This window comes from Hydrogenophaga sp. UC242_50 (genome assembly GCF_042697355.1).
In the GTDB taxonomy this organism is placed as follows: domain Bacteria; phylum Pseudomonadota; class Gammaproteobacteria; order Burkholderiales; family Burkholderiaceae_C; genus Hydrogenophaga.
Window position 1 is genome coordinate 538,923 of sequence record NZ_CP170553.1, and the last position, 17,132, is coordinate 556,054.

Annotated in this window: 18 protein-coding genes and 1 pseudogene; 6 read left to right on the forward strand and 13 right to left on the reverse strand. The window is 67.5% G+C overall.

Annotated elements, in window-relative coordinates; all coding sequences use genetic code 11:
• Positions 1-2: 2 nt before the first annotated feature.
• The 8 genes and pseudogenes from ACFJGX_RS02805 to ACFJGX_RS02840 form a co-directional block, all read right to left on the reverse strand.
• A complete protein-coding gene (locus ACFJGX_RS02805) occupies positions 3-641 on the reverse strand; it encodes an MBL fold metallo-hydrolase (RefSeq protein WP_382322787.1) in 639 nt (212 codons plus the stop codon).
• Between the two features lie 101 nt (positions 642-742).
• Positions 743-1,715 (reverse strand): annotated as a pseudogene (locus ACFJGX_RS02810) (PDR/VanB family oxidoreductase).
• Positions 1,712-2,458 carry an ABC transporter ATP-binding protein gene (locus tag ACFJGX_RS02815; protein ID WP_382322785.1) on the reverse strand — a complete coding sequence of 249 codons (747 nt, stop codon included), beginning with the start codon at positions 2,456-2,458 and terminating at the stop codon, positions 1,712-1,714. Before ACFJGX_RS02815 ends, ACFJGX_RS02810 begins: the two are co-directional and overlap by 4 nt.
• Positions 2,455-3,216 (reverse strand): ABC transporter ATP-binding protein, encoded by a 762-nt coding sequence (locus ACFJGX_RS02820; RefSeq protein ID WP_382322784.1) that lies wholly within the window; start codon positions 3,214-3,216, stop codon positions 2,455-2,457. Before ACFJGX_RS02820 ends, ACFJGX_RS02815 begins: the two co-directional genes overlap by 4 nt.
• Positions 3,213-4,235: a branched-chain amino acid ABC transporter permease gene (locus ACFJGX_RS02825; RefSeq protein ID WP_382322783.1), complete on the reverse strand. Its 1,023-nt coding sequence runs from the start codon at positions 4,233-4,235 to the stop codon at positions 3,213-3,215. The genes ACFJGX_RS02820 and ACFJGX_RS02825 overlap by 4 nt, the downstream gene beginning before the upstream one ends.
• Positions 4,232-5,107 (reverse strand): branched-chain amino acid ABC transporter permease, encoded by an 876-nt coding sequence (locus ACFJGX_RS02830; protein WP_382322782.1) that lies wholly within the window; start codon positions 5,105-5,107, stop codon positions 4,232-4,234. The genes ACFJGX_RS02825 and ACFJGX_RS02830 overlap by 4 nt, the downstream gene beginning before the upstream one ends.
• A gap of 6 nt (positions 5,108-5,113) precedes the next feature.
• Positions 5,114-6,202: a Rieske 2Fe-2S domain-containing protein gene (locus tag ACFJGX_RS02835; protein WP_382322781.1), complete on the reverse strand. Its 1,089-nt coding sequence runs from the start codon at positions 6,200-6,202 to the stop codon at positions 5,114-5,116.
• Positions 6,203-6,217: 15 nt separating this feature from the next.
• Positions 6,218-7,396 carry an ABC transporter substrate-binding protein gene (locus ACFJGX_RS02840; RefSeq protein ID WP_382322780.1) on the reverse strand — a complete coding sequence of 393 codons (1,179 nt, stop codon included), beginning with the start codon at positions 7,394-7,396 and terminating at the stop codon, positions 6,218-6,220.
• A gap of 123 nt (positions 7,397-7,519) precedes the next feature.
• Between ACFJGX_RS02840 and ACFJGX_RS02845 the strand changes: the two genes are divergently transcribed.
• Positions 7,520-7,999, forward strand: coding sequence for a MarR family winged helix-turn-helix transcriptional regulator (locus ACFJGX_RS02845; RefSeq protein WP_382322779.1), 480 nt, complete (start codon positions 7,520-7,522; stop codon positions 7,997-7,999).
• Positions 8,000-8,022: 23 nt separating this feature from the next.
• On the opposite strand, the gene ACFJGX_RS02850 is transcribed toward ACFJGX_RS02845, so the two are convergent.
• Together ACFJGX_RS02850 and ACFJGX_RS02855 are read right to left on the reverse strand one after the other, a co-directional pair.
• The gene (locus ACFJGX_RS02850) at positions 8,023-8,658 is read right to left on the reverse strand and encodes a LysE family translocator (RefSeq protein WP_382322778.1); all 636 of its coding nucleotides are present in this window, start codon (positions 8,656-8,658) and stop codon (positions 8,023-8,025) included.
• A 15-nt stretch (positions 8,659-8,673) separates the two neighbouring features.
• Positions 8,674-9,465: an exodeoxyribonuclease III gene (locus tag ACFJGX_RS02855; RefSeq protein WP_382163282.1), complete on the reverse strand. Its 792-nt coding sequence runs from the start codon at positions 9,463-9,465 to the stop codon at positions 8,674-8,676.
• 10 nt (positions 9,466-9,475) lie between these two features.
• Between ACFJGX_RS02855 and pyrE the strand changes: the two genes are divergently transcribed.
• Both pyrE and ACFJGX_RS02865 read left to right on the forward strand, forming a co-directional pair.
• Positions 9,476-10,192, forward strand: coding sequence for an orotate phosphoribosyltransferase (pyrE, locus tag ACFJGX_RS02860; RefSeq protein WP_382163284.1), 717 nt, complete (start codon positions 9,476-9,478; stop codon positions 10,190-10,192).
• Between the two features lie 13 nt (positions 10,193-10,205).
• Positions 10,206-10,907 (forward strand): DUF4124 domain-containing protein, encoded by a 702-nt coding sequence (locus ACFJGX_RS02865; RefSeq protein WP_382322777.1) that lies wholly within the window; start codon positions 10,206-10,208, stop codon positions 10,905-10,907.
• A 3-nt stretch (positions 10,908-10,910) separates the two neighbouring features.
• Here the strand turns inward: ACFJGX_RS02865 and gatB are convergent, their stop codons facing one another.
• The 3 genes from gatB to gatC are packed head-to-tail and all read right to left on the reverse strand — an operon-like array spanning position 10,911 to position 14,153.
• A complete protein-coding gene (gatB, locus tag ACFJGX_RS02870; protein ID WP_382322776.1) occupies positions 10,911-12,365 on the reverse strand; it encodes an Asp-tRNA(Asn)/Glu-tRNA(Gln) amidotransferase subunit GatB in 1,455 nt (484 codons plus the stop codon).
• Position 12,366: 1 nt separating this feature from the next.
• A complete protein-coding gene (gatA, locus tag ACFJGX_RS02875) occupies positions 12,367-13,857 on the reverse strand; it encodes an Asp-tRNA(Asn)/Glu-tRNA(Gln) amidotransferase subunit GatA (RefSeq protein ID WP_382327682.1) in 1,491 nt (496 codons plus the stop codon).
• Positions 13,854-14,153, reverse strand: coding sequence for an Asp-tRNA(Asn)/Glu-tRNA(Gln) amidotransferase subunit GatC (gatC, locus tag ACFJGX_RS02880; protein ID WP_382322774.1), 300 nt, complete (start codon positions 14,151-14,153; stop codon positions 13,854-13,856). The genes gatA and gatC overlap by 4 nt, the downstream gene beginning before the upstream one ends.
• Positions 14,154-14,422: 269 nt before the next feature.
• Between gatC and ACFJGX_RS02885 the strand changes: the two genes are divergently transcribed.
• From ACFJGX_RS02885 to mreD, 3 genes are read left to right on the forward strand one after another with little or no spacing between them, the layout of a single operon-like run.
• Positions 14,423-15,466 (forward strand): rod shape-determining protein, encoded by a 1,044-nt coding sequence (locus tag ACFJGX_RS02885; RefSeq protein ID WP_066269288.1) that lies wholly within the window; start codon positions 14,423-14,425, stop codon positions 15,464-15,466.
• A 60-nt stretch (positions 15,467-15,526) separates the two neighbouring features.
• The gene (mreC, locus tag ACFJGX_RS02890; protein ID WP_382322773.1) at positions 15,527-16,471 is read left to right on the forward strand and encodes a rod shape-determining protein MreC; all 945 of its coding nucleotides are present in this window, start codon (positions 15,527-15,529) and stop codon (positions 16,469-16,471) included.
• Positions 16,468-16,998: a rod shape-determining protein MreD gene (gene mreD / locus ACFJGX_RS02895; RefSeq protein ID WP_291118056.1), complete on the forward strand. Its 531-nt coding sequence runs from the start codon at positions 16,468-16,470 to the stop codon at positions 16,996-16,998. The genes mreC and mreD overlap by 4 nt, the downstream gene beginning before the upstream one ends.
• Positions 16,999-17,132: the final 134 nt, after the last annotated feature.

Consider the following 17,132-nt stretch of genomic DNA (forward strand, 5'->3'; position numbering starts at 1 on the left):
GCTCAGGTCCCGCGCACGTACGGGTTGCTCTGGCGCTCCCGGCCGAAGGTGCTCTCCGGCCCATGGCCGGGAATGAACACCGTGTCGTCTCCCATGGGCCAGAGGCGGCCCGTGATGCTGTCGATCAGCTGCTGGTGATTGCCCTGCGGGAAATCGGTGCGACCGATGCTGCCGGCGAACAGCACATCGCCCACGAAGGCGCGCTTGGCCTGCGGCGAATGAAACACCACGTGGCCCGGCGTGTGCCCCGGGCAGTGCCGCACGTTCAACGTGCAATGGCCGATCTGCACCGTGTCGCCATCGGCCAGCCAGCGCGTGGGCGTGAAGGCCTCGGCCGGTGGAAAACCGAACATCGCGCCCTGCTGCGGCAGGCCCGAAATCCAGAACTGGTCGCCCGGGTGCGGGCCGATGATGGGCAGGCTCAGGCGGCGCGCGAGTTCGGCCGTGCCACCCGCGTGGTCGATGTGCGCATGGGTCTGCCAGATGGCCTTGAGCTTCAGGCCCAGCCGCTGCACCTCGGCCAACAGGCGCTCCAGGTCACCGCCGGGATCGATGACCGCCGCGTCCATGGTGTCGTCGCACCAGACGAGGGAGCAGTTCTGCGCGAACGCGGTGACGGGAACGGTGTGGTAGCGGAGCATGGATCGGGACTGGTCTTTGCGAATCAGGATGGAACGCCGTCGAACGGGCGACCGTACTTTAAACGCCAGGCATCTGACGATTCGAAGGCCGCCCGGGATCGTCAGAGGTCCAGAACCAGACGGGCCGATTTGGCCCGAGAGCAGCAAGGCAGGAACTGGCTGTTGGAGGCCTGCTCCTGCGGTGAGAGGTACAGGTCGCGGTGATCCGGTTCGCCCGCCACGACGCGCGTCAGGCAGGTGCCGCACACACCCTGCTCGCAGGAGGTCGGCACAGGCACGCCCGCCGCGGCCAGCGCGGCGGTCACGGATTGGTCCGCCGGCACGTGGATCACGCGACCCGAGCTGGCGAACTGAACCTCGAAGCCGCCGTCATCGCTCTTCTGGACCGGCCGGGCGTTGAAAAACTCATGGTGCAGCCGGTCCTCGGGCCAGCCGGCCTGGCGGGCCGTGGACAGCACGGCATCCATGAAGCCTTGCGGGCCGCAGGTGTACAGGTGAACGCCGCGCCGAGGGTCCCGCAGCAGCTCGCCGATGTCCAGCCGCTGATCAGAGGCGCCATCGTCAAAGTGGAACGCCACCCTGTCCGCGTAGCCAGAACGGCCGATGCGGTCCCGGAAGGCCATTCGCTCCACGGAGCGCGCGCAGTAGTGCATCTCGAAGGGGTGCTGCAGGGCCGAAAGCCGGTCGGCCATGCACAGGAGCGGCGTGATGCCGATGCCGCCGGCCAGCAGCAGCGACGAGTCGGCCGCGTGCGCCAGGGGAAAGTGGTTCTTCGGTGCGCTGATGGAGATCACATCGCCGGTTTGCACGGACTCGTGCATGGCCCGGGATCCCCCCACGGCCATGGGGATCCTTGAGCACCGCGATCTGGTACCGGTGCGCCTCGGCAGGATCGTTGCACAGCGAGTACTGGCGGGTGAGGCCATTGGGAAGAAAGACATCGATGTGCGAGCCGGCGGCGAACGCCGGCAGCACCGAAGCCCCCTCGGCCCTCAATTCGAACAGGGCGATGTCGCGCGCCAGGGGTTCTTTGCGCATCACGCGAACGCGCAGGGGATTGGAACAGGTGGTCATCGTTGAAGCTCTCGCGCGGGACGGGCCGAACCGGACGCGCCCTGGGACAGACCGATCAAGGCGTCGAGCCGGGTCCGGTCGTTCAGCAGTTCCTCCGCGCGGCCATCGAAGCGCACCGCGCCTTGATCGAGCACGATGGCCTGGTCGCTGATCCGCAGGATGGCCTGGGGGTGCTGCTCGACGATGATGGCGCAGATGCCTTCATCGCGCGTGATGCGCCGGATGGCCCGCAGGAGCTCTTCCACGATGATGGGAGCGAGGCCTTCCAGCGGCTCGTCCAGCAGCAGCAGCCTCGGATTGAGCACCAGCGCCCGTCCCACCGCCAGCATCTGCTGCTCCCCGCCGGACAGTTGCGTGCCCAGGTTGGACTTGCGTTCCGCCAGCCGGGGAAACATCTCGTAGACGCGAGCCGGCGTCCAACGCCCCGGGCGGGCCACCGAGCTCAGGTTCTCATGGACCGTCAGCGATCTGAAGATGTTGCGCTCCTGTGGCACCCAGCCGATGCCCGAGGCGGCGCGCTGGTGCGAGGCCAGGCCCTGCAGCGATCGGCCGGCCAACCGGATGTGGCCGGCATGTTGGCGGGTCGCCCCCGCCAGGGTGTCGATCAGCGTCGTTTTCCCGACGCCGTTGCGGCCCAGCAGCGCCAGGGTGGCGCCTTCGTTCAAGGCAAACGACACGTGATGCAGCACAACGGCCTCGCCGTACCCCGCCGACACGTTCTCCAGTTGAAGCAGCGCGCTCATGCAGGGACCTCCTGTCCATGGCCGAGGTACACCTCGGCCACGCGCGGATCGCGGGCGATCTCGTCGGGCGTTCCTTCGGTGAGGACGCACCCGTTCACCAGAACGGTCATGCTGCGGGCGAAGCTGAAGACGAGGTCCATGTCGTGTTCAATCAGGAGCACCGACACGTCGTCCGGCAACGAGGCGACCGTTCGGAGAATCTCTTCCCGCTCCCCCGCCGGCACGCCGGCCACGGGCTCGTCGAGCAGCAGCACCCGGGGGCGGCAAGCCAGGCCCATCGCGATCTCGAGAAGGCGGCGCTTGCCATACGGCAACCGTTCCGTCGGCACATCGGCCACCGGCTCCAGATGGAACTGTTCGAGCAGGCGATCGGCCTCGCGCGCCACTTGCTCGCTGCGCCCCAAAGGGCGCCAGAACGACGCGCCGTCTCCCGCGCGCTGGGCGATCACGAGCGCCAGCGTCTCCAGAGGCGTCATGGATGGAAACAACTGGTTGATCTGGAAGGTGCGCACCAGGCCGCGCTTGACGCGTTCGTGCGGGGACAGCCCCGTGATGTCCTTCCCCTCGAGCACGATGCGCCCTTTCGTGGGATCCAGCACACCCGTCAGCAGGTTGACCAGCGTCGTCTTGCCGGCCCCATTGGGGCCGATCAGCGCATGCCGCGCGCCGCGTTCGATGCCCAGCGTCACGTTGCCGGTGGCGGTGATGCCGCCGAACTGCTTGACCAGCCCCTCGGCGGCCAGAACCACGTCCTTCATGCTTCACCTCCCACCTTGGTCGCGATCCCCTGTTGTCGTCGGGTCACTTTCCGCCAGGGCCCGAACCAGCGCCAGGGGCGCACCAGGCGATCGCGGCCGACCAGCACCAGCACCACCAGGAACAGGCCCAGCCAGAAGGTCCAGTACTGGGGTGTGAGGCCGGAAACCACTCCGTGCAGGGACTTGAAGACAATGGCCCCGATCACACCGCCGTACAGCCAGCCCGCGCCGCCAATGACGAGGATCAGGAGCACATCGGCCGAGCGGTGGAAGTCAAAGACATCCAGCGAGGCGAACGCAGAGGTCTGCGCCAGCAGCGCGCCCGACACGCCGGCGAGCGCCGCGCCGAGGGTGTACACGGCGGTCAGCCGCGAGTTGACCGGGATGCCGATGGCGGTGGCGCGCAGGCGGTTGTCGCGGATCGCTTTCATGGACATGCCAAAGGGGGAGTTCATCACCCGACGCACGACCAGGAAGCACACCAGCAAGACGGACAGCGCGTAGTAGGCGGCCGTGCGGCCCACCAGGTCGAATTCGAAGCGCCCGAGCACCGGCGCCATCGCGACACCTTGCAAGCCATCCGCCCCGCCGGTGAGCCAGTCCAGCTTGTTCGCCGCCTCGAGCAGGATCAACGAGGTGCCCAGGGTCACCATCACGCGGGTGAGATCGGTTCCCCGATGAACCGTGAAACTGGCCACAAAACCCAGCAGCGCCGCGGGCAACACCCCCATCACCAGCCCCAGCAAGGGGTCGGGATGCACATGCTTGGCGAACAACGCCGCCGCGTAGGCGCTCAGACCGAAGAAGGCCGCATGCCCCAGCGACACGATGCCGGCGTAGCCCAGAACCAGGTCCAGCGAGATGGCGAACAGCGCGACGATGGCGATCTCGCCGATGGCGTGTGCGTGCTGGGGCAGCAGGATCGGCGATGCGAAGGCCGCCACCCACAGCACGGGCTCCCACCAGCGCCATTGCGCGGCGCCCAGCAGCTTGCGCTGCGAGATGCAGATGGGGTTCATGCGCGCCTCCCTTGACGGACGAACAGGCCATGGGGGCGCCAGAGCAGGATGGCGATCATCAGGACGTAAACGATGAACGCGCCCATTTTGGGGATGTAGTACTTGCCCGCGACATCCGCCACGCCCAGCAGGATGGCAGCGATCAGCGGTCCGGTGACGGAGGAGGTTCCACCGACGGCCACCACGATCAGGAAATAGATCATGAACTTGAGCGGGAAGGTCGGGTCCAGCCCGAGGACTTCCGCGCCGAGCGCGCCCCCCAGGCCCGCAAGGCCGGAGCCGAACGCAAAGGTGGACAGGAACACCACATTCACGTTGATGCCCAGACCGGCGGCCACGCGCTGATCGTCCACGGAGGCGCGCAGGCGGGCACCAAAGCGCGTGGACGCCAGGATCCATTGCAGGACCAGCGTGACGGCGGCACACACGCCGATGATGAACAGGCGGTAGTGGCCCATGGCCAGCGTCAGATCGCCCGAACCGATCTCGGTGCGCCCCATCAGCCACTGGGGCAGCAGCACGTTTTGCGGCGAGGAGCCGAAGTGGTAGTCAAAGCCCGCCACCGCCATGAAGACCAGGCCGATCGAGAACAGCACGTGGTCCAGGTGGGAACGCTGGTACAGGCGCCGGTAGAGCGTGCCCTCCAGCACCGCGCCCAGGGCGGCCGCGACGAGGAAGGCGATGGGCAGACACAACAGGAAGGGCATCTCGGCCCGCTGCAGGAGCAGCACCGTCGTGTACCCCCCGACCATGGCGAAAGCGCCGTGCGCGAGGTTGATGAAGTTCATCAAGCCCATGGTCACCGAGAGACCCACCGCCAGGACGAACAGCAGCATGCCGTAGGCGATGCCATCGAACAGGATCGTCAACATGCTCTGTCACACCATCGCCAACTCGGGCGTGGTGTCTTCCATCATCAGTTGCGGCCGGTAGACGAAGTTCGGGTCCTCGTTTTCCTTCCTCACCAGCGCCTCGAGCAGGCGGCGCGCCCGGATCGGCGCCTCGTCCACCTTCAGGGCCACGCGCGGTACGGCGCCCCCGTGCCTGCTCACCTGCGACTGCTGGATCTTGAGCACCAGGGCATCCTCGTCGAAAGTCTGCTCGATCGCCCGGCAGACCGCCTGCGTCAGGCCCTCGTCGTCCAGGCGCCGGTTGCGGGCGACCGACCAGAAATAGTGGGTGGTCTTCTCGCTCTCCGGTGTGAGCAGGTGCAGGACATGGCTTCTGTAGGCGTGGTCCGCGGAGGTGCCCACCGGGTACACGCCGAAATCGGTCATGCAGATCGAGGGCGCCAGGCTGACGGCGGTCTGCCAGCGGTTGATCTTGCCCTGGTGATCCAGCACCATCGCGAAGAACGGCGGCGCGTCGATGTTGGGCATCTCGCGGTGCGCGTGCAGCAGGCCTTCGCCCTTGACCGTCACCTTGACGGGATAGCTGGGAATCGCTTCCTCGTCCTCCTGGCCGATGGTGCGCAGGTGCACCCAGCTTTCGTGTCCGAGATCCATCAGGTTGTCGACCGACAACTGGAAGCCCGCCTCCACATGGTGGTAACCACGCGACGGCGTCCATTCCGGGTGGTCGTTCCAGCGGATGTCGGGAACGAGGTCGGCGTCGGCGAGATCGGGCCTCCCCATCCAGATCCAGAGCAGCCCATGGCGTTGCGCCAACGGGTAGTTGCGCACACAGGCCTGCGCCGGGATGTGCGACTGACCCGGTGCCAGCGTGCACACACCTGTCACACCGAAGCGCATGCCGTGGTAGCCGCACTCGAGCTCGTCGCCGATGCGCTTGCCGGCGGACAAGGGCATGAGCCGGTGAGGACACATGTCCTCCAGCGCGGCGATGCGCCCATCGGAGTGCCGCAGCATCACCACGGGCGTTCCCAGAAAGGTGCGGGCAACGACCTTGCCGCCATCGAGTTCGTTCTGAAAGCCTGCGACGTACCAGGCGTTTTTCAACCAAGCCATTGAGATCTCCTGGGATCAGTTGCCGCGCCCGGGATCGCGCACGGCTTTCATGACATCGAACTCCACGTTGTAGAGCTCGCCCTCCTTGCGTTCGACGCGCCGGATGTAGACGTTCTGCACGATGTCTCGCGTCTGCGGATCGATCTGCACAGGCCCGCGCGGGCTGTCGAAGGATTGCCCTTTCATCGCGTTCAACAGCGGCTCGCCCCCCTTGCCGCCCGTGGACTTCAACGCGTTCGAGAGCACGCGCATGCCGTCGTACCCAGCCACGGCCATGTAGTTCGGCCGCTTGCCACCATTGGCCTTCTTGAAGGCCTCCACAAACGCCTGGTTTTCAGGCGAGGGGTGCGCGGCGGAGTAGTGGTGAGACGTGACCACCCCCAGGGCGACGTCGCCCATGTCGTTGAGGATGTCGTCTTCGGTCACGTCACCCGTGCCGATCAGCCGGATGCCGGCCTTGTCCAAGCCACGCGAGGCAAATTGCTTCATGAACTGGGTTCCCACACCGGCGGGCAGGAAGACGAACACGGCGTCGGGCTTTTCGTCCCGGACCTTCTGCAGGAAGGGCGAAAAGTCGGGATTTCGCACCGGCACCCGGATGGCCTCCTTCACCGCGCCGCCACTGGCTTCGAAGCGCTTCTTGAAGGACAGCTCGGCGTCGATGCCCGGGCCGTAGTCGCTGACCAGCGTCACCACGCTCTTGATGCCGTTGCGGGGCGCCCACTCGGCCACGCCGACCGAGTTCTGCGGCAGGGTGAAGCTCACCCGCACAAAGAACGGGGACGCGTCGATGACGCTGGAGGTGCCCGCCGACATGACGATGGCCGGCGTCTTGCTCTGGGAGGCCACGGGCGCGACCGCAAGCGCCAGCGGCGTGAGCACGAAGCCCCCCAGCACATCCACCTTGTCGTTGACGACCATTTCCTGCGCGATGCGTTTGGCCTGGTCCGGCAAGCCGCCATCGTCCTTGACGACGAACTCGATCTTGCGGCCCGCCATCGTGTCGCCATGGCGGGTGAGGTAGAGCCTGGCGCCGGCTTCGATCTGCTTGCCGGTGGCGGCAAAGGGGCCGGTCAGCGAAAGGACCAGCCCGACCTTGACGGGCCCGGTCTGGGCGTGCGCGGGAGCCCCCGTGGCAAGGACCAGGAGGCCGGCGATCGCCACCAGCCCGTGGAGTCGGTATCGGAAGTTCATGAGGCGTCTCCTGCTGTCGATGGGTGAGAATGTAGTAGGACGCATACTGATATTCAGCATGCTGAACTTCAGTTTAGTGAATTCCATTTCTCGTAAAATTGGGGCTAACCCTAGGGACACGTCATGAAGAGCCAACAACACCTCGAGGTCGACCTCAACGATTTGCCCGGGCACTACGCGCGCCGCATCCACCAGATCGTGGTGGCGTTGTTCGTGCAGGAGATGGGCGACATCAATGTCACGCCCGTGCAGTACTCGTCGCTGCAGACGATCTGCAAGTCGCCGGGCATCGATCAGGGCACGCTGGCCCGGACCATCGGCTTTGACACGTCGACCATCGGCAATGTGATTGACCGCCTGGAATCCAGAGGGCTGGTCAAACGCGAGGTGTCACCGACGGACAAGCGGGTCCGTCAGGTCACGGCGACGTCAGAGGGTGAGCAATTGCTGGCCAAGGTGGTCCCCCCCATGCTGCGCTCGCAGGACCTGTTTCTTGAGCCGCTCCCGCCCAAGGACCGCAAGGAGTTCATGCGGCTGATGCACGAGCTGATCGAAGCGCATGCATCGAAGGGGCGCGGCTACAGCCTGCCCCCGTCGGACTGAGCCGCCCGCCCGGCCCCGGAGGGTTACAACGCGCTGCGCTGCTTGAGCGACAGCACCGACAGGCCGGCGGCGATGAAGGTCAGGCCCGCGCCCACGTTCACGCCGCGCACCATGCGCGGTCGCGCCTGCAGCCAGCCCGCCAGGCGGGACGCGAAGCCGCCCATGAGCGCGAAGATCACCGCCGTCATCAGCGCGAAGATCGCGCCGTAGACCAGCATCTGCACCACCACCGGGCCGCGCCCCGCGCTCACGAACTGCGGCAGGAAGGCCAGCACGAACAGGCCCGGCTTGGGGTTGAGCACGTTGGACAACACGCCCGTGAGCAGCACCTTGCGCAGCGGCACGCGCGCCGAGGGCTGGAACGAGATCAGGTCACCGGCGACCAGCGCCTTGTAACCCAGCCACAGCAGGTACAACGCGCCCACCACCTTCACGGCCCAGAACGCCTCGGGCGAGCCCTGGATGATGAGCGACAGGCCGAAGGTGGCCGCGAGCGTGTGGAACAGGATGCCCAGTCCCGCGCCGAAGGCCGAGAGCGCGGCGGCCAGTGGGCCCTGGCTCAGGCCCCGGCCGATGGCCAGGATGTTGTCGGGCCCGGGCGACACCACCACCAGGGTGCAGGCGGCCACGTAGGCCAGCAGGATCTCCGTCGGGAACATGGGCCGCTCCTTCGCTCAGTGTTGGAAGTCGTATTCGATCGTCAGCGGCGCGTGGTCGGAAAACTTCTCGCCCTTGTAGATGGACTCGCTGCGCGCGAGCGCTGCCATGGCCGGCGTGGCGAGGTGGTAGTCCAGCCGCCACCCGACGTTGTTCGCGTAGGCCTGGCCCCGGTTGCTCCACCACGTGTAGCAGGTGTCGGTGGTGTCGGGCTGAAGCCGGCGGTAGACGTCCACCAGCCCGGCCTCGTCGAGCAGCTTGGTCATCCAGGCGCGCTCCTCGGGCAGGAAGCCGCTGTTCTTCTGGTTGCTGCGCCAGTTCTTCAGGTCTTTCTGCTGGTGGGCGATGTTCACGTCGCCGCACAGGATGAACTCGCGCCCGCCCTTGAGCGCCTGCAGGTGGGGGTAGAAGCCATCGAGAAAGCGGTACTTGGCTTCCTGCCGCTCGGGGCCCGAGGAGCCGCTGGGGAAATAGACGCTCAGGATGGAGAGCTTGCGCTGGGGCGTGTCGAAGCGCAGCTCGGTGAAGCGGCCCTCGGCGTCGAACTCGGTTGAACCGTAGCCGATGATCACGTCGCTCGGCTCGTGGCGGGTGTACACCGCCGTGCCCGAGTAACCCTTTTTCTGGGCGTAGTGGAAGTGCCCCTTGAGGCCGGCGATTTCTTCAAAGCGGCCGCTCACATCGGCGGCCTGGGCCTTGACCTCCTGCACACAAATACAATCGGGCCGGTGCGCGGCGAGCCATTTCTCCAGCCCCTTGGTGGTGGCGGAACGGATGCCGTTGAGGTTGAGGCTGGTCAGTTTGAACAAGGATGTCTCCATGGTGTTGGATACAGGCGCGGCGAAGGCCGGCGCGCCCGATGCTGCGCTCGCGCAGGAATTCGTGCAGTTTTGCGTCGATGCCGGCGTGTTGCGCTTTGGTGAATTCAAGACCAAGGCCGGGCGCATGAGCCCGTATTTCTTCAACGCCGGTCTGTTCGACGACGGCGCCAAGCTGGGCCGGCTCGCACAATTCTATGCAAAAGCCCTGGTCGCCAGCGGCATCGAGTTCGACATGATCTTCGGCCCGGCCTACAAGGGCATTCCACTGGGCGCGGCGGTGTCCATCGAGCTCGCGCGGCTGGGCCGCAATGTGCCCTTCGCCTACAACCGCAAGGAAGCCAAGGACCATGGCGAAGGCGGCACCCTGGTCGGCGCGCCGCTCAAGGGCCGCGTGCTGATCGTCGACGACGTGATGTCCGCCGGCACCGCGGCGCGCGAATCCATCGCGCTGATCCGCGCCGCCGGCGCCACGCCGCACGCCATCGCGATCGCACTGGACCGCCAGGAAAAGGCCACCGAGGTCGGCGCCGACGGCCAGGTGCGCGACGTGGACCACAGCGCCGTGCAATATGTCCAGCGCGAGCTGGGCATGCAGGTCTGCACGATTGCGAGGCTGGCCGATTTGCTGCACTATTTGACCGCCCGCTCTGGCGGCGAGTTCGATTCGCACCGCGAACGGGTGCTGGCCTACCGGCAACGCTACGGCGTGTCCTGACCCTTCTTCCACGATGACCCTGCACCACCCCCTGTTCTCCGTTCTCTCCCGCCGCCTGTGGCTGGCCGGTGGCGCGCTGTTGCTCGGCGGGGGCCTGTGGGACACGGCACACGCGCAGGCGGGCATGTACACCTGCAAGGATGCCAAGGGCAACACCATCGTTCGAGACCGCCCCATCGTCGAATGCCTGGACCGTGAGCAGCAGCAGCTGGGCAACAGCGGCACCGTGCGCAAGACGCTGCCGCCGAGCTACACCGCCGACGAGCGCGCCAGGCTCGACGCCCAGCGCAAACAGGAAGAGGAACAGCGCAGCCGCCTGCAGGAAGAAAAGCGCCGCGAACGCGCCCTGATGATCCGCTACCCCAACCAGGGGGTGCACGACAAGGAGCGGGCCGACGCCCTGGCGCAGATCGACGAGGTCATCGGCGCGGTGAACAAGCGCGAGCTGGCGCTGGTGGCGCAACGCAAGGACATCAACGTCGAGCTGGAGTTCTACCAGAACGACGTCAGCAAGGCGCCCAACTGGCTCAAGCGCAAGATCGAAGACAACGAGAAGCAGATGGTGGTGCAGAAGCGCTTCCTGGACGAGCAGGTCCAGGAAAAACAGCGCATCAACGCCCGCTTCGACGAAGAGCTGGCCAAGCTGCGCCAGCTCTGGACGGCCGCGGGCGGCAACCGCACCGGCGTCGGCAGCCCGGCATCCGCCGGGCGCTGACCCTCAACCGAGTTTCTGGCGCAGCAGGTCGTTGACCTGTTGCGGGTTGGCCTTGCCCTTGCTCGCTTTCATGGCCTGGCCGACCAGGGCGTTGAAGGCTTTGTCCTTGCCGGCGCGGAACTGCTCGACCATCTCGGCGTTGGCGGCCATCACCTCGTCGATGATCTTCTCCAGCGCGCTGCTGTCGTTCATCTGCTTGAGGCCCTTGGCCTCGATGACGGCGTCGACCTCGCGGCCCTCGCCGGTCCACAGGGCGTCAAAGACCTGCTTGGCGGCGTTGTTCGACACCGTGCCGTCGGCGATGCGCCCGATCACGGCCGCCAGTTGCGCCGCGCTCACCGGCACGCCGGCGATGTCGCGTTCCTCGGCGTTGAGCCGGCGCGAGACCTCGCCCATGATCCAGTTGCTGACCAGCTTGGCCTGGCCGCTGGCCTGGGCCGCCGTCTCGAAGTAGGCGGCCATCGCCGGGCTTTGCGTGAGCGTGGTGGCGTCGTACTCGGGCAGGCCGTAGTCGCGCACCAGGCGTTCGGCCATCGCGCGCGGCAGCTCGGGCATGGCGGCCTTCACCTGGTCCACCCAGTCGCGCGCGATCACCAGCGGCGGCAGATCCGGGTCGGGGAAGTAGCGGTAATCGGCCGCGTCTTCCTTGGTGCGCATGGCACGCGTCTCGCCGGTGTCGGGATCGAACAGCACGGTGGCCTGCTGGATCGCGTGGCCGTCCTCGATCTGCTCGATCTGCCAGCGCACCTCGTAGTCGATGGCCTGCTGCATGAACTTGAAGCTGTTCAGGTTCTTGATCTCGCGGCGCGTGCCCAGCGGCGCGCCGGGCTTGCGCACCGAGACGTTGGCGTCGCAGCGGAACGAGCCTTCCTGCATGTTGCCGTCGCAGATGCCGATCCAGGTGACGATCTTGTGCAGCTCCTTCGCGTAGGCCACGGCCTCGGCGCTGGAGCGGATGTCGGGCTCGGTCACGATCTCAAGCAGCGGCGTGCCGGCGCGGTTGAGGTCGATGCCGCTCTGGCCGATGAAGTCCTCGTGCAGGCTCTTGCCCGCGTCTTCTTCCAGGTGCGCGCGCACCAGGCGCACGGTCTTCTTCTCGTCACCGAGGAAGAACGAGACCTCGCCGCCCTGCACCACCGGGATCTCGAACTGGCTGATCTGGTAGCCCTTGGGCAGGTCGGGGTAGAAGTAGTTCTTGCGCGCGAACACGCTCTGCTCGGCGATGTGCGAACCGAGCGCGAGCCCGAGGCGGATCGCGAGTTCGACGGCCGCGCGGTTCATGACCGGCAGCGTGCCGGGCAAAGCCAGGTCCACCGCGCAGGCCTGCGTGTTGGGCTCGGCGCCGAAGGCCGTGGGCGCGCGGCTGAAGATCTTGGATTGCGTGGCGAGCTGGGCGTGGGTCTCGAAACCGATCACCACCTCGTAGCCGCCGACCAGAAGGGATTTGCTGGAACTCATGTCAATAGCCTTGCGGAGCGCGGGTGTGCCAGTCGGTCGCCTGCTGAAAGGCGTGCGCGGCCTGCAGCAGCGGGCCTTCCTGGAAATGGTTGCCCACAAGCTGCAGGCCCACCGGCAGGCCACCCGCGCCGAAGCCGGCGGGCACGCTCATGCCGGGCAGGCCGGCGAGGCTGGTGGAGAGGGTGTAGATGTCGGCCAGGTAGTTGCGCACCGGGTCGTTGCTCTTTTCGCCGAGCTTCCAGGCCACGGTGGGCGCCACCGGGCCGGCGATCAGGTCGCACTGCGCGAACGCGGCCTGGAAGTCCTGCGCGATCAGGCGGCGGATCTTCTGCGCCTGCAGGTAGTAGGCGTCGTAGTAGCCGTGGCTGAGCACGTAGGTGCCGATCATGATGCGGCGCTGCACCTCGGGCCCGAAGCCTTCGCTGCGCGACTTCTTGTACATGTCGGTCAGGTCCCCGTACTGCGCGGCGCGGTGGCCGAACTTCACACCGTCGAAACGGCTGAGGTTGGAGCTGGCCTCGGCCGGCGCAATGATGTAGTAGACCGGGATGGAGAGCTCGGTGCGCGGCAGCGAGACCTCGACCAGCGTGGCGCCGAGCTTTTCATACTCCGCCAGCGCGGCGCGCACGGTGGCGAGCACGTCGGGCGCGCAGCCTTCGCCGAAGAATTCCTTGGGCAAGCCGATGCGCAGGCCCTTGAGCGGCTGAGCGGCGGTGGCGCCTTCGCGCGGCTGGCCGAGCAGCGCGGTGTAGTCCTCGGCCGGGTGGTCCAGGCTGGTGGAATCGCGGTCGATGTCGGGGCCGGCCATGGCGCTGAGCAGCACCGCGCAGTCGGCGGCGCTGCGCGCCATCGGGCCGGCCTGGTCCAGGCTGGAGGCGAAGGCCACCATGCCGTAGCGCGAGCAGCGGCCGTAGGTGGGCTTGATGCCGGTGATGCCGCAGAAGCTCGCCGGCTGGCGGATCGAGCCGCCGGTGTCGGTGCCGGTGACGGCGGGTGCCAGGCGCGCGGCGACGGCCACGGCGGAGCCGCCCGAGGAGCCGCCCGGCACGCGCGTGGTGTCCCAGGGGTTGTGCACCGCGCCAAAGGCCGAGTTCTCGTTGCTGCCGCCCATGGCGAACTCGTCGCAGTTGAGCTTGCCCAGCGTCACCGCGCCCTGCGCGGCCAGGCGCCGCACCACGGTCGCGTCGAACGGGCTCTGGTAGCCCGCCAGCATCTTCGAGCCGGCGGTGGTGGCGAAGTCCTTGGTGACGAAGATGTCCTTGTGCGCCAGCGGCACGCCCAGCAGCGGCGTGCGTTCGCCGGCGGCGATGCGCGCGTCGGCCGCGCGGGCCTGGGCCAGCGTGGCCTCTTCATTGAAGGAAAGGTAGGCGCCGAGCGCGCTGTGCTGCTTCGCGCGCGCCAGCAGGTGCTGGGCGGCCTCGACGCTGCTGGTTTTCTTGTCGGCGATGGCGGCGGCCAGCTCGCTCACGCCCAGGATGTGCAGATCGTTCATTCGATCACCTTGGGCACGAGGAACAGGCCGCGCTCGACCGCCGGGGCGCTCTTCTGGTTGGCTTCGCGGTCGTTGGGCTCGCTCGCCACGTCCGGGCGCAGGCGCAGCGAGACGTGGTCGATCACCGCCGTGGGATGGGCCAGGGGCTCCACGCCGGTGGTGTCCACCGCGTTCATCTGCTCGACGATGTCGAAGAAGCCATTGAGCTGGATGCGCATGGTCTCGCTCTGCGCGCCGGAGAGCTCCAGGCGCGCGAGGTTGGCGATGCGCCCGATGTCGGACGGGGTCAGGGACATGGCAAAAGAGGGTTCCGGATGGGGAAGAGACGCACCGTCTGCGGGTTTTCCGCCCTGAAACGGCTTGTAACTGGACAAAATGCACCCTGTTTGCGCGCAGTTGTACACAGGGGATACGGTATTATCCAAGGTTTAACGGCAGCGCCCGTGCCGTTGCGGTTTTCGCCTAGGAATCAACCACTTAGCACCGATGCCCGGCCAACGACCCGGCCCCATACCCGGCGACGAGCGCGCACAGCCGCGCCCGTGCCCCACAGGACCCATGCACCATGTTTGAAGCTTTCCGTCGGCAATTTTCGACCGACCTGGCCATCGACCTCGGCACCGCCAACACCCTCATCTACGTTCGCAACAAGGGCATCGTGCTCGACGAGCCCTCCGTCGTGTCCATCCGCCACGAAGGCGGCCCCCAGGGCAAGAAGACCATCCAGGCGGTCGGCCACGAGGCCAAGGCCATGCTGGGCAAGGTGCCCGGCAACATCGAGGCCATCCGCCCCATGAAGGACGGCGTGATCGCCGACTTCACCGTCACCGAGCAGATGCTCAAGCAGTTCATCAAGATGGTGCACCCGCGCTCGATGTTCAAGCCGAGCCCGCGCATCATCATCTGCGTGCCCTGCGGCTCGACCCAGGTCGAGCGCCGCGCCATCCGCGAATCGGCCCTGGGCGCCGGCGCGTCCGAGGTTTACCTGATCGAGGAACCCATGGCCGCGGCCATCGGCGCCGGCCTGCCGGTGTCGGACGCCTCCGGCTCCATGGTGGTCGACATCGGCGGCGGCACCACCGAGGTGGGCGTCATCAGCCTGGGCGGCATGGTCTACAAGGGCAGCGTGCGCGTGGGCGGTGACCGCTTCGACGACGCCATCATTGCCTACATCCGCCGCAACTACGGCATGCTGATCGGCGAGCCCACGGCCGAAGCGATCAAGAAGCAGATCGGCTCGGCCTTCCCCGGCAGCGAAGTCAAGGAAATGGAAGTCAAGGGCCGCAACCTCTCCGAGGGCGTGCCGCGCAGCTTCACCATCTCCAGCAACGAGATCCTCGAAGCCCTGACCGATCCGCTCAACAACATCGTCACGGCCGTGAAGATGGCGCTGGAGCACACGCCGCCCGAGCTGGGCGCCGACATCGCCGAGCGCGGCATGATGCTCACCGGCGGCGGTGCGCTGCTGCGCGACCTCGACCGCCTGCTGGCCGAAGAAACCGGCCTGCCGGTGCTGGTGGCCGAAGAGCCGCTCACCTGCGTGGTGCGCGGTTGCGGCATGGCCCTGGAGCGCATGGAGCGCCTGGGCACGATCTTCACCAGCGAATAAACCCCGGCCGCCGCCCGGCGGCCGCGCCTCCCCACCACCGACCAGACCCCTCCGAGCGCCATGCCACTGGGCACCCTGGACCGCACCCCGCCCCCGTTCTTCAAGCAGGGTCCGTCGGCCCTGTCCAAGCTGGTGGTGTTCAGCGCCCTGGCGCTGTTCCTGATGGTGGCCGACCTGCGCTTTCGGCTCACCGAGCCGATCCGCACCGCCATGGCCGTGGTGCTCTACCCCGTGCAATGGGCGGTGCTGCAGCCGGTGCAGCTGGCCTCCATGGCGGGCGGTTACTTCACCTCGTTGCACGCCGCGCAGAAGAGCGAAGGCGAGGCGCTGCAGCGCCTGGCGGTGCAGGCCGAGCGCAGCCTGCAGCTGGAGCAGATCACCCTGGAAAACCAGCGCCTGCGCGAACTGCTGGCCATGCGCGAGCGCATCGGCACCCAGGCCATCGGCGCCCAGGTGCTGTACGACGCGGCCGACCCCTACTCGCGCAAGATCGTGATCGACCGCGGCCAGACGCACGGCATCGAGGCAGGTTCCCCGGTGGTCGATGAAAGCGGCGTGCTGGGCCAGGTCACGCGGGTCTACCCGCTGGTGGCCGAGGTCACGCTGCTGATCGACCGCGACCAGGCCATTCCCGTGCTCAACACGCGCACCGGCGTGCGCAGCGTGGCCTACGGCCAGCCGTCCACCAGCGGCGACGGCCTGGAGCTGCGCTACACCCTGGCCAGCGCCGACATCGCCGAAGGCGACCTGCTCTCCACCAGCGGCGTGGACGGCGTCTACCCCGCCGGCCTGCCGGTGGCGCGCGTGACCCTGGTCGAGCGCCAGGCCGAGTCGTCCTTCGCGCGCATCCAGTGCGAGCCCCTGGCCCGCGTGCAGGGCACGCTGCACGTGCTGGTGCTGGGCTCCATCGCGGCCTCGGTTCCGCCCTCCCCCCTGGCCGAAGCCGCCGACACCCCCCGCCCGGCGCGCGCCAACCGCCCGGGTGTCCGGAGCACCGCGCCATGATCATGCGTCCCGGCCAGCAGCTGCTGCTGCCCGCCAACCCCGGCTTCATCTGGTTCAGCCTGCTGGCCGCGCTGGTGTTCAACATGCTGATGAACATGGGCCTGTTCGGCCGCGCCGCCTGGGTGCCCGATCTGCTGGCCGTGGTGCTGGTGTTCTGGAGCGTGCACCAGCCGCTGCGCATCGGTGTGGGCGTGGCCTTTGCCTTTGGCCTGGCCATGGACGTGCACCAGGGCGCCCTGCTCGGCCAGCACGCGCTGGCCTACACCGCGCTGGGCTTCCTCGGCATTTCCATGCACCGGCGCCTGCTCTGGTTCAGCGTGCCCAACCAGTCGGTGCAGGTGCTGCCGCTGTTCGTGGCCGCGCACGTGCTCGAACTGCTGGTGCGCATGGCCGCCGGTGGCAGCTTCCCCGGCGTGTTCTACCTGCTGGCCCCGGTGATCGAGGCCGCGCTCTGGCCGGTGGTGAGCGTGCTGCTGCTGGCGCCGCAGCGCCGCGCGCCCAACCCCGACGACAACAGACCTCTATGAGCACCCCCCGCGCCGCCTTCGGCGTCACCCCCCAAGGGGCGCCAGCTGCGGCCCGGCAAAGCCGGTTCCGCGCTGGCACTGGCCGCGGGTCGGCAAACTCACGCGGTCTTTGCCATCTCGGATAAAACACGGTC